At 42.9% G+C, this 12,498-nt stretch carries 12 protein-coding genes; all 12 read left to right on the top strand.

Annotation, left to right across the window (positions count from 1 at the left end; genetic code table 11):
• The first annotated feature begins 3 nt into the window (after positions 1-3).
• The 12 genes from MSC25_RS09180 to MSC25_RS09125 all read left to right on the top strand — a co-directional run bounded on the left by MSC25_RS09180 (position 4) and on the right by MSC25_RS09125 (position 12,498).
• Positions 4-588: an agglutinin biogenesis protein MshB gene (locus MSC25_RS09180; RefSeq protein ID WP_248443227.1), complete on the top strand. Its 585-nt coding sequence runs from the start codon at positions 4-6 to the stop codon at positions 586-588.
• Positions 589-610: 22 nt separating this feature from the next.
• The gene (locus tag MSC25_RS09175; protein WP_064386213.1) at positions 611-1,138 is read left to right on the top strand and encodes a prepilin-type N-terminal cleavage/methylation domain-containing protein; all 528 of its coding nucleotides are present in this window, start codon (positions 611-613) and stop codon (positions 1,136-1,138) included.
• 9 nt (positions 1,139-1,147) lie between these two features.
• Positions 1,148-1,639: a prepilin-type N-terminal cleavage/methylation domain-containing protein gene (locus tag MSC25_RS09170; protein WP_121636902.1), complete on the top strand. Its 492-nt coding sequence runs from the start codon at positions 1,148-1,150 to the stop codon at positions 1,637-1,639.
• Entirely contained in the window at positions 1,626-2,168 is a 543-nt protein-coding gene (locus tag MSC25_RS09165; protein ID WP_138685380.1) for a prepilin-type N-terminal cleavage/methylation domain-containing protein, read from the top strand. Before MSC25_RS09170 ends, MSC25_RS09165 begins: the two co-directional genes overlap by 14 nt.
• Entirely contained in the window at positions 2,168-3,007 is an 840-nt protein-coding gene (locus MSC25_RS09160; RefSeq protein WP_248443226.1) for a type II secretion system protein, read from the top strand. The genes MSC25_RS09165 and MSC25_RS09160 overlap by 1 nt, the downstream gene beginning before the upstream one ends.
• The gene (locus MSC25_RS09155; RefSeq protein WP_095206642.1) at positions 2,997-3,482 is read left to right on the top strand and encodes an agglutinin biogenesis protein MshP; all 486 of its coding nucleotides are present in this window, start codon (positions 2,997-2,999) and stop codon (positions 3,480-3,482) included. The genes MSC25_RS09160 and MSC25_RS09155 overlap by 11 nt, the downstream gene beginning before the upstream one ends.
• Positions 3,479-7,219: an H-type lectin domain-containing protein gene (locus MSC25_RS09150; RefSeq protein WP_248443225.1), complete on the top strand. Its 3,741-nt coding sequence runs from the start codon at positions 3,479-3,481 to the stop codon at positions 7,217-7,219. The genes MSC25_RS09155 and MSC25_RS09150 overlap by 4 nt, the downstream gene beginning before the upstream one ends.
• Before the next feature lie 176 nt (positions 7,220-7,395).
• Entirely contained in the window at positions 7,396-9,435 is a 2,040-nt protein-coding gene (locus MSC25_RS09145; RefSeq protein ID WP_004585755.1) for a formylglycine-generating enzyme family protein, read from the top strand.
• Positions 9,436-9,571: 136 nt separating this feature from the next.
• A complete protein-coding gene (locus MSC25_RS09140) occupies positions 9,572-10,615 on the top strand; it encodes a rod shape-determining protein (RefSeq protein ID WP_002958401.1) in 1,044 nt (347 codons plus the stop codon).
• Positions 10,615-11,457: a rod shape-determining protein MreC gene (gene mreC, locus MSC25_RS09135; protein WP_248443224.1), complete on the top strand. Its 843-nt coding sequence runs from the start codon at positions 10,615-10,617 to the stop codon at positions 11,455-11,457. The genes MSC25_RS09140 and mreC overlap by 1 nt, the downstream gene beginning before the upstream one ends.
• Positions 11,450-11,929, top strand: a complete 480-nt coding sequence (gene mreD, locus MSC25_RS09130) for a rod shape-determining protein MreD (protein ID WP_004585757.1) — start codon at positions 11,450-11,452, stop codon at positions 11,927-11,929. Before mreC ends, mreD begins: the two co-directional genes overlap by 8 nt.
• Positions 11,929-12,498 (top strand): Maf family protein, encoded by a 570-nt coding sequence (locus MSC25_RS09125; RefSeq protein ID WP_024032489.1) that lies wholly within the window; start codon positions 11,929-11,931, stop codon positions 12,496-12,498. The genes mreD and MSC25_RS09125 overlap by 1 nt, the downstream gene beginning before the upstream one ends.

Raw genomic sequence — 12,498 nt, 5'->3', positions numbered from 1 at the left:
ATTGTGACTAACGGTCGTGTTCGTGCAACAGGTTTTTCGTTATTTGAGCTCGTTTTAGTAGTTGTTTTACTGGCAGTTATTATGGCTTTTGCTATACCTCAATACATAGGCATTAAAAATAAGGCACACAATGCGAGTGTGGATGTGGTGGCTGGTGGATTTGCCTCTGCGGTGTTGATGGTCAAAGGTCAGTGGGAATTATCGGGGCGTCCAAAGGGCGTCAATAATACAACACATATTAATTACGGAGGTGTGATTGTTGGTGTTGATGGAGAGAGAGGCACACCAACGGGTGATAAAACGACTAATACTGATACGCGGGCCAGCGCAATGACTGCACTGCAATGCCAAAAAGTATTAAGTGTAATTTTACAAGATGCGCCAACAAGCACATTAAGTACTGAGGTTTCTATAATAACCAAGGTGAGTTATTTAGTGCGTTATAACACTAAAAACAACCAGTGTATTTATTATTTAACTCATAATTTAAACACCAATAACCTACCTACTGATGGCGCCGTTATGGCTAAAAAAGTAGGGTTTTCGTACTTTCCAACAACAGGCAAAGTGCAAATTTTTAAAAACTAAGTAATTATAAAGAGGCTTACTTATGAAAACGCAGTCATTAAAACAACCAATGAATAAGCAAGCAGGTTTTACGCTTGTTGAACTAATAATTGTAATTGTAATTTTAGGTATTTTAGCGGTGACCGCTGCCCCTCGTTTTTTAAACCTTCAAGGTGATGCTAACGCTTCTACACTCGAAGGTTTACAAGGCTCAATTCGCAGTGGTATGAACATCGTTAATGGCAAATCTATTATCGCAAGTGACCACAAAAAAGCGAGTGCAACGGTTACTGTTGATACCGGCGATGCAGTAGCTACAGTGTATGGCTACCCTGCAGCGACAGAAGCAGCTTTTGAAGCTTTTTTAGATGTAGAATTTGCATCTGATGATTCTGCAGATTTTAACCTTGTAGCAGTTGCTGCTGATGAAAAAGCAATTATTTTCCCTAATAGCTACGTGCAAACTGATGATTGCCGTATTGAGTATACACAAGCAGCAGATGAAAACGACGGTACGCCGCCTGTGTCTGTGACGCCTCCTACTGTTACGCTTATTACGAGTGGGTGTTAATTTACATAAATGAATAGCAGTAGTAATCAACGATTGCGTGGCTTCACACTGGTTGAATTAATTATTACTTTAGTTATTTTGGGCATACTGTCGGTAACGGCAGTGCCCAAGTTGCTAGGAAGTTCAACAGAGCAAGCATACTCATACAGAGATAGGGTATTAAACGCCCTACGCACAGTACAATTACGCGCGATGCAAAATACTGCAACAAGCAGCTGCCATAAACTGTATATTTCACCTACCTTGGTTGCGGGGCCAGAGCCAGAAACCTGTACTGGCGGCCCAAGTACCAATAATAGCGAGTATTTAGTTGTTGCTATCAATACCGAGCGCAGCGACGTACGATTTAATGCCTTAGATAGCAATGCTAATGTGTTTACGCAAATTAACTTTGACCCACTTGGGCGAGCAGATCAAAATTGCACAGTACAATGTAAAATTGACCTGGGTCTAGCCGCGGTGTGCATTAGCGGTGAAGGGCTTATTTATGCCTGCCCCTAAAATACAATCAGGTTTTACCTTGATTGAGCTGATTATTGGCATTGTGATGTTTGCTATTGCGCTAAGTATTATTACAGCGCTTATAGCACCTCAAGCAAAGCAAAGTGCCGAGCCTATTGTCGCACTGAGGGCCTCAGAGCTTGGGCAAGCATTAATGAACGAAATATTAGCTAAATCATTTGATGAACATAGCGAGCGCACGCCACCATTTAGGCGCTGTTCCGAAACAAGCTTAGGTGCCCAGCCTTGTAGTACTCATTCTGAGCTTGGTGCTGATAGCGGTGAAGCACGGGCTAATTTTAACGATGTTGATGATTACATTGCGCTCACAGGGCAACCAATTAGTGATAGTTTAGGGAATACATTAGCGCAATACAGCGACTTTTCACTGGTTGTGAACGTGCAATACGACAGCGACCTAAACGAGGCAACCAATAACGATGGCGTTGCCTTTAAACGAATTACCATTGAAGTAACCTCACCCTTGGGGCAAGTGTACGGCTTTAGTGCATATAAAGGTAATTACTAATGAATAGAGCAAAGCAAAAGCGTGGCTTTACCTTAGTTGAGCTATTACTTGTGATGGTAATTATTGGTATTTTAGCCGTAGCGTCATTTTCGTTTATTAGCGCTGGATTTAATATTTACAGCCAAGGTGTGAAACGCCAAGAAGCGGTGGCGCAAAGTCGCTTTGTTTTGACCCGATTAAGTAAAGAGCTTCGCCACGCAACCCCTAACTCACTGCGCTTAAATTGCGATAACGCCAGCATTGGAGCGTGTAGCACGCAGCAATGTTTAGAATTTACGCCGTTTTTATCTGCCACTCACTATACCGATTACTTACCCACTAGTGCCCCTTTTGAGATTACCGCCGTTAATTTTGCGCTTAATAATTTAACTGAGCCACAAATAAACGATTGGGCAAGTATCTATCCATTAAATAGCAGCGATATATACGATGAAAGTCAAAACAAGCGTTTACAAGTTAGCGGCTACAGCGCCGTTACAAGTGAGCTAGATACATGGCAATTTAGCAAAGCATTTGCTCAAGAGTCACCGAGTAAGCGCCTTTATTTATTAGATCAGCCCGTTAGCTTTTGTGTAGAAGGTAATTCACTGTATCGCTATAGCAACTACGGCTTTACTACAAACCAATTAAACGCCGCCAGCTTACAGGTTAGCTCGGGTGTTAAACGCGATTTAATGAGTAATTATATTGCCAATAACTTAACGAGCAGAGCCTTTTTTACGTTAAGTGAGATTTCGCTACAGCGCAGCGCGGTTGTTAATGTGTTTGCGCAAATGGGGTTTAACGACACCGAACAAATAAGTATTAGCCATGAGGTGCATGTGCCTAATGTCCCCTAATATAAAAAACATCAGTTTTGCTAAAAAGCAGCAAGGTAATTTGCTCATAATTACGTTGGTGATCATTGTCACTTTGCTGGCACTAGGGCTGGCGCTTTCTAAAGTGTTATCGGGTGCGGCGCAGCAAAATACCATTGAGTATTACGGCGCGCGCGCTTACATGGCAGCCCAAAGCGGATTAGAAACCGGCTTAAGCGAAATTTTTGCACTAAATAGCACTGCGCAAACATGCAGTGCAGTAACCACCAGTAGGAATTTTAGCACCCTCTATCTAGCCAATTGTGAGGTTGAACTGAGCTGTAGTGAATACATAGCCTTACCCGATAGCAGCACCCGCTCTGGCACTGTTAATATTTACTACTTACAAAGCTCTGCAACGTGCGCCGCCAATGATTGTGCTGCCGGTGCAGCATGTCAAAAGGAATATTGGCAAACCCAACGTACTCTAAGTGTGGAGGCTAAAACATTACCATGAGCAAATATATCCTCTGTATTTTATGTTTAATAAGTTTGCTACTAAGCCGATGCGCTATGGGTGTACCGCCTAAAATTGAAGGGCGATTTATAGAGCTACAAGACACATACACTTCACCCATATGGACAAAAATAAATTTTCAGCAGCAATACATAACCCCTCCTGCGGTATTTATGTTGTCCACTAATCAAGGCGGTAACCCCGCTATAGTGAGAATACGCAATGTAACAACCACAGGGTTTGAAGCATTGCCACTTGAGCCATCAGGAGAAGATGGTGAGCATATAACCATGGGCGCGCACTATTTAGCGGTAGAATATGGAGTGCATGAATTTCCTGATGGGACCATTATGGAAGTCGGGAACACCGACTTACGCCTTGAGCTACAATACGGTGATAAGTCGGGGTTTGCCCCCATCACGCCTAAAGGTTACAAATCACTGACTTTTAATAAACAGTTTGCGGTAAGGCCTAACTTTTTTCATTCGTTACAAACACTAAATAGTTTAGATAGTAACCCGCCGTCTCAAGCGCTTGTGCCTTTTTTAACCATTGCAGTGCAAAGTGGTTCTTTATCTACAAGCGGGGTAAATATAGCGTTAGAGGCCTCAGAAACCGCATTAGGTGTTATTCAAACTGAAACGGTGGCCTACATGGCTGTAGAGCCTGGCAGTAATCGCACCTTTACCGATGACAATGGAGTAGAAGTGTCGTGGGAGACCTTTTTTACAGGGTTCGAAGTTGATGGTTGGAATGATGGATGTAACTACTTTAATTTTAACAATAACTTTAGTGAAGCACCGCTGGTGGTGGCAAGTAAAAATTCTCGACTGGAAGAAGACGGTGGGTGGCTGCGCAGCTGTAATTTAAGAGCGGATCGGTTAGGGCTGGTGGTTGATGAAGACCGTGATGGCGACAGAGAGCGTAACCACGTAAAAGAAGAAGCCTCTATATTAGCCATGACCAGTACGTTTGTATTTAATGGCGATATTTTAGATTGCGATACTTTATTTCCTGGCGCTATTTCTACCTACAATGATGGACAAGTGCAGCTTGTTCAAGGTGTGGAAATAACCGATAGCAATGCACAATTTATTACCACCACTAATTTAATATCAACGGCACTCACCAACCCGCCTTTGTGTAATGGCCAAGGCTGTGTGGCCACTGGGTATAACTCCCTTGAGCCAAATCAAGCTGCGCAAGTACCCACGGTCACAAACGATGGAAGCTCTACCGGTGATGTGCCTGTATCGTTAGCTGGTGATTATTTTTATGACGAACTAGCACTTAACTTATTGGAAGATGAGTACAAGGTAACAGCGCCCACCCGTATCTTTTTAAAAGATACATCGTCGCTAATTTCTAGCGCATTTTTGAACATAGGCAAAACGAATATTGCGGTTGAGGAAGGAGCGTATTTAGCTATATATGTCGATGGTGATGTTGCCATTGCGGCTGATGCAAATATTGCTGCATACATTGTCGCAACGGGGGAGGTAAGAATTGCCCAAAATGTCACATACCAGGGCTCTATAACCGCTGCAACACAAGTAATAACCGAGGGCAGCTCTACGTTTGATGCGTTAACAGTGCCAGAGAGTATCCCTGGATTTTGCGGTATTTTTACGCCGGTTTTGCTTGATCACTACCGCATATCATTAAGTGATAACCAAGGTTTAACCTGCCAAGCAAAAGAAATGACATTAACCGCCTGTGCAAACGATGCATGTGATTTACTGTACGATGAGCCCTCCGCACTTGACCTGTCTCCAGATAATAGTGGCCAGCAAAGCTGGGTAAGCGGTGAAAATATTACCTTTACAGGCTCTGCCACAGTAGCGCTTGCAAAGCGTACCACAGGGACCGTCACACTTGGCTATAATACCGCCGACCCATCTGCACCGCTGCGTTGTTATATTAATGGTAATAACGTAGGGCTGGGCGGGTGCAAAGTGGTTTTTTCTGATGCAGGGTTTATTTTTAATAACGACACCGCCAATACAGCGAGTATCCCCACTCAATTATCTGGTAAACCCTCTAGCGAGGGTTTTAATGCCGCCGAGCTATCCATTCAAGCGGTTAAAACAAATACCACAACAGGCGTATGCGAAGCCGCATTCCCTGCAGGTGGTCAAGTTGATTTAGATTTAGCTTATACCTGCAGTATCGGCGCTACGTGTTCAGATCCAATACAACTTAGTAATAATGCGAATACGTATAGCGTGCAGCAAGCATATCAAACTTTTTCGCTCACCTTTGATCAAGACTCAAAAGCCCCTATTGCTATTAACTACCCCGATGCCGCTAAATTAAGTTTAAATGCACGGGCAACAATTGTATTAGACCCAGTAACTAATTTATCAGTAAGCTTAACCGGCAGCTCTAACGAATATGTAGTTAAGCCCTTTGGATTAGCGATGCAAGTTGCAAGTGACGGCTATGCCCAAACAGCAAACGATAGTTTATTTAGATTAACGGGTGAGTCATTTGATTTAAAAATGAATGCAGTACAGTGGCGCGCAGGGCAAGACAATAACAACGATGGGATACCTGATAACTATAGCGCTATTCATAGCAATCCCATTGCCAAACACTTCATTAGCGAGTCTCCTTTAGTAACACATAGCTTAGTATTACCCGGCTCTGGGAATGAGGGGCAAATTGAAGCGCTAAGTACCCTTGCCTTTACAGATACGGGAAGCTTGAGTGAATCCATATCGCAGTACGCTTATGACCAAGTGGGTATTATAAACGTGTTTGCGGGTTTACAAGATGGCGATTATTTTGGTGTGGGCGATGTAAAAGGGCAGCTAAACAACGTAGGGCGATTTGCTCCATCGCACTATCAAGTATTAGGTGTTCAAGCTGCTGCGCAATGTACACAGTTAGGTAGTAATTTAACCTATTTAGATCAGCCCTTTGAGCTTGGTTTTACGGTACAGGCGCTTAATCATAACAACCAGCTAATGGCTAATTACAAACAAGGCTTTGAAAAAGCCCAAGTACAAATAAATGCCGAAAACAATCAAGCTGGTAATTATGTACCAGCAACAACGTTAACCAGCAGGTTAGCAAATATAAGCAGCAACAGTTGGAACACTCTAGCCGATGGACAGTGGCAAATGAGCGACAGCACAGCCATGTTAACGCGCTTGGCTATAAATAGCCCAGACGGCCCATTTACTATGGTTAATCTTATGGCCACCGTCACTAACACAGAAGGCGCTACGTTAATTGATGCTAACGATGAGCCGAGTACGCAAGTAAGCTGCAGCACTGATTGCAATAGCGTGCGTTTAAATGATGTGCCAATAGACTTTCGCTTTGGACGGTTAGTGCTAGGCAACAATGCCGGCTCAGATTTAGACTCATTACGTGTGCCTATGCAGGCTCAGTACTTTGATGGAACAGGCTTTGTACTAAATACCGAAGATAACTGCAGTGTATTTGAGCATCCGCAGTTATCTCAAATATCGCCTTCAACGCCAATATTAAGCTATGAGTATGGTGCAGGCGCAGCGGGTTCATTAGAGGCAGGCAGCTACCCTACAAACAATGCTATTTATGCAACACCAAATGGCAATGGTACATTTACATTAGAATACGAAACAGAAAATTGGTTAAAGTGGGATTGGCTTGGTGATAATTCACAGCAAGATCCCCATGCTATTTTGCAATTTGGTCGCTTTAGAGGAAATGATCGGGTTATTTACTGGCGTGAAACAAGAGAATAGTTGTAAACTAAGATAATAATTGAACAAAGCTTGTGTTTTGTGCTTCAAGTACATAGCATAAGGCATTGGGTGTATTGATTTTTGATGGTTGAAAAATGTTCAGCTTTCAAAAGTGAGTACACTCTAATAAACAATAATAACGACCAAATAATTGCCGCTTTTTGGGACTGGAATATATGCGAATTGCTCCTTTATCTCTGTTAATTTCCGCTAGTTTGTTAGCTAGTAGTGCATTTGCACAAGACACAGCAACAGTAACCGGAATTGAATCAGAGATTAGTATTAAACAAACAGAATACGATAACTCGACACAAATACTTGAAAAACACTTAAAAGAAGAAAGTCAGTTACAAAACCAACTTGAACTACTTCGTTCTCGCTCTACAGAGCTTGATAAAGAGAAAAACCAAGCACTTGATGCGATGAACGAAATGTATCGCCGCTTAATTGACGATCCTACGCTTGATATTAGTGCTGCCCAATCGCGCTATCAAAAAGCCGTGGTTGATCATAAGCAAAATAAAGACGACATCTCAATGCAGTTGGCGGCAATTGCATCTCATCGTAAAGATATAGAGCAAATTCGTGTTGCAAAACATACGCTTTTAAACACCTTAGAAAGCTTAAAAGAGCAATTAACTACAGCCCGAGTAGAGCGTTTACGTAATGAGTTTACCCGCGAAGGTACACTGGAAGTAAACCACACAATTAACTGTAAGCGTACCGAAACGCTCGCAGCCTGTGAGCAACGCGGCCAGCAAATGGGTTTACAAAAAGCCACTAAGCGCTTTGTTGATCAAATATTTGCTAATTTAACAGAAGAGCGAATTGTTGAACCAAAACGCAACATGGCAGGCGCACAAGTACAAATTTTAAGTAGCCATGTAGTTAACAGTGCATTTAGTGGGCAAGGCAATTACAACGTTAACTTAAGCGTAACCATGCGCGGCGAAGTAAACAGCAGCCGCCTATGTAACTTATTAAACGTAGATAACCGTTATTGTTCTGAATATGGCTCGCCACTCGCGACAGCGTATCAGCCTGGTTACGGTACAACCTACTCTGATAGTCAGTTAACATTCAGCAACGCCGCGGATAATACCGACACTGTGTCTGTATCGCGAATGAACAATCAGCCAGTGCGCGATTATTCAGTGAAAGCTGCACCTACAAAAAAAAACTATCCATCAATTATAAATAAAGAGAAAAATCAGCAAGTTGAGCTGACTTTACGTTCAAATGTTTACGATGATGAAGTGTTTATTGATGGGGTGAGCTTTGGCTCTACGCGTTTAGTTACGCGTTTACCGCGTGGTGTGCATAACGTAGAAATACGTAAATTAGGTTATAAGCCTTACAAAGTAAGAGTTGATTTAACTAAAGCACAGACTATTCATGCTAACTTAGTAAAAAAGTCTGAGTCGATTGCTGCACCGGCTTACACTCGCGAGCAACCAAAACCTGTAAGTCGTACAGCAAGCACTAATCGCTCTGCTGATGTACAAAATAATGTTGTAGTTGTGCCCGCCGGTAAATTTAAGATGGGCGATATTAACGGCAATGGTTTAGCAAATGAACGCCCGGTTATTGAAAAAGTGATAGCCAGCTCATTTGCTATGCAAACCAAAGAGGTTACCGTAGGTGCCTATGAAGCGTTTGTAGCAAGTACTGGGTATAAAACACAAGCAGAGCAAAGCAAAGGGTGTGCTTATTATTTAAATGGCGAACCCGTATGGGAAGCTAATTTAAACTGGCGTAACCCAGGTTTTGAGCAAAGCAGCGATTTTCCTGCTGTGTGTTTAACATTTAACGACGCGAAAGCGTATGCCGAATGGCTCTCTGGCGAAACCGGCCAGCAGTACCGTTTACCTAATGAAGTTGAATGGGAATACGCCGCTCGCGCAGGTACAGAAACAGAATACCCTTGGGGTAACGAAATAGGTAAAAATCTAGCTAACTGTGGTTGGTGTGGTAGCGAATGGTCAAACAAACGTGCAGCACCGGTGGGTTCTTTTTCTCCTAACGCATTTGGATTATACGACACCGTAGGCAATGTGTGGGAATGGACAGCTAAAGAGTCGGGCGAATCTGATGTTGCAGTAAGAGGCGGGGCGTGGAACTTTGCACCAAGCCTTGCACGTGCTTCAACACGATTAATTTTAGCGCCAGATTTTAGATCTAACTACATTGGCTTTCGCTTAGTCCGCGAACGATAGCATTTAACCAAGGAAGCCTAGCTTCCTTTTTCCACAAATTAACAAAGGTAGTTGCGCTTTATATTGCTCATCTAATTAGGCATGTTAAAGTGAGTGCAGCTAACATAAGAACATATTTCAAAGGTCATCCAGCCTCATGTTTAAAAAACTCCGTGGTATTTTTTCAAACGATCTATCGATCGACTTGGGTACAGCCAATACCCTTATCTATGTAAAAGAAGAAGGTATTGTACTTAACGAACCTTCAGTTGTAGCTATTCGTCAAGAACGCGCTGGTGGACCTAAAAGTGTTGCTTCTGTGGGTACAGAAGCAAAACAAATGCTAGGGCGTACACCGGGTAATATTAAAGCGATTCGCCCAATGAAAGATGGCGTAATAGCCGACTTTTATGTAACCGAAAAAATGTTACAACACTTTATAAAACAAGTGCACAACAATAACTTTATGCGCCCAAGCCCGCGTGTACTTATTTGTGTACCGTGTGGTGCAACCCAAGTAGAAAAGCGTGCAATCCGCGAATCAGCAATGGGTGCCGGCGCGCGCGAAGTGTACCTAATTGAAGAGCCTATGGCCGCAGCAATTGGTGCTGGGCTACCAGTATCAGAAGCAACTGGTTCTATGGTTGTTGATATTGGTGGTGGTACTACCGAAGTTGCTATTATTTCACTAAACGGTGTTGTTTACTCATCGTCTGTGCGTATTGGTGGCGATAAATTTGATGAAGCCATTATTAATTATGTACGCCGTAACTTTGGTAGTCTAATTGGTGAAGCAACGGCTGAAAATATTAAACATCAAATTGGCTCTGCTTTTAAAACTGACGAACCAATTGAAATTGAAGTACGCGGTCGTAACTTAGCCGAAGGTGTTCCTCGCTCATTTACACTTAACTCGCACGAAATTTTAGAAGCACTCCAAGAGCCGCTAATGGGCATTGTAAGTGCCGTAATGGTTGCACTTGAGCAGTCTCCACCTGAGCTTGCATCAGATATTTCAGCTCACGGTATGGTTCTGACTGGCGGTGGTGCACTATTAAAAGATTTAGATCGTTTATTAATGGAAGAAACAGGCATTCCTGTGGTTGTTGCCGATGATCCACTTACGTGTGTAGCACGTGGTGGCGGTAAAGCACTTGAAATGATTGATGTTCATGGTGGTGACGTTTTTAGTTACGATTAATGAAATTACTGTTTGGACAACCCATCTCTTTGCAACTGCGACTTTTTGTCGCAGTGCTTTTGAGCATAGTGCTCATTGCAGGCGATAAGTTTACACAAGGCGGTACGGTTGTACGTACAAGCCTCAATACACTTGTCAGCCCATTAATTTACGTTGCCAACCTACCTTACGAAATATTTAGCTTAGGTGCTAAAAGCCTGCATACCCGCGATCAGTTACTGAGTGAAAACGAAGCGCTGAAAAAAAAGCAAATGCTACAAAGCGAGCAATTGCAGCAATACCAATTTTTAGCCCGCGAAAACCAAAAGCTACGCGCTTTACTTGGCTCATCGGCTAAGCAATCTAATCGTAAAAAAATAGCCCAAGTACTTTCTGTACATTCAAACCCTTATAGTCATCAAGTGGTTATTAACCGCGGTACCACCGACGGCCTAAGCGAAGGCCAAGCGGTAATTGATGAAATGGGCGTTGTTGGTCAATTAACAAAAGTAGGCTCTACCACTTCGCGCGTGTTACTAATGACCGACACAACCCATGCTACGCCGGTACGTATACTACGAAACGACGTACGCACGGTAGTTGAAGGCATAGGTAAAATTAACGTTGTTAAGCTTTCGCATGTACCTCATAGCCTTGATGTGCGCATTGGCGATGTACTCGTGACCTCGGGGCTTGGCGGTACGTTTCCTGAAGGTTACCCGGTGGCTGTTGTCACCGAAATAAACCGCGATGAAGGGCGCCCATTTGCTCAAGTATTTGCAGAGCCTATTGCACAGCTAGACCGTATTCGTTTGTTGGTTATTTTATGGCGCAATCAACAGGAGCAAATCAGCGATGATTAATCGTTATTCATTGTTAATTGCCCTAAGCATCTTTTTTGCTTTAATTATGGCATTAATGCCACTGCCTTTTTCGTTTGAGCCCTTCAGACCTGATTGGGTGTTACTGGTATTAATGTACTGGTCGCTGGCAGTGCCGCATAGATTAAATATTGGTACCGCGTGGGTTGTTGGCCTACTCATGGACTTAGCCTTAGGCTCGCCATTAGGGGTTAACTCACTCACGTATTCTATTTGTATATTTGTGACCGCAAGTAACTTTCAAAAAATACGTAACTTTTCGCTTTGGCAGCAAAGCTTATTAGTGGGCTTATTTTTAACCTTGTATCACTTAATGCAATTTTGGTTAAATCACTTTTTATTAGGTGTTTATTTTAATCCACAATACCTGTGGCCAGTGGCGACCGGTATGGTTAGCTGGTTTTGGGTCTTTTTACTTCTTCGCAAATACCGTAGACATTTTAGGATCAGGTAATGACAACCGCAGTATATTTGGCATCAGCCTCCCCGCGACGTAAAGAGTTGTTGAGTCAGTTAGGCATTGAGTTTGAACAATTTAGTGTAGATGCAGACGAAACCCCACTTGCAAACGAGCAGCCTCATGCATTGGTTGAGCGCTTAGCCCGCTTAAAAGCGCAAACAGGCGTAGCGCTTGGTTACACAGACCGCCCAGTGCTTGGTAGCGATACTGTGGTTGTTATTGATAACGAATCGTTGGGTAAACCACGCGATAAAAACGATTTCATAACAACACTTAAACGTTTATCTGGTAATACACATCAAGTACTTACTGCCGTTGCTTTTGCTACACAAACAGATGTACTAAGTTGTGTGGTGAGTACCGATGTGACCTTTAAAACCCTCAGCGATGAAGAAATAAATAGCTATTGGGAGTCAAACGAGCCACAAGATAAAGCCGGTGGTTATGGCATTCAAGGCTTAGGTGGTCGCTTTGTTACACACATTGCGGGTAGCTATTTTGCTGTTGTAGGCTTACCTTTATACGAGACCGAACAATTATTACAAGCATTCTTAAGAAGGTAA

It is taken from the genome of Pseudoalteromonas sp. 1CM17D (genome assembly GCF_023161805.1).
In the GTDB taxonomy this organism is placed as follows: Bacteria; Pseudomonadota; Gammaproteobacteria; order Enterobacterales; family Alteromonadaceae; genus Pseudoalteromonas; species Pseudoalteromonas atlantica.
This window is presented reverse-complemented; position numbering and strand designations above follow the sequence as displayed.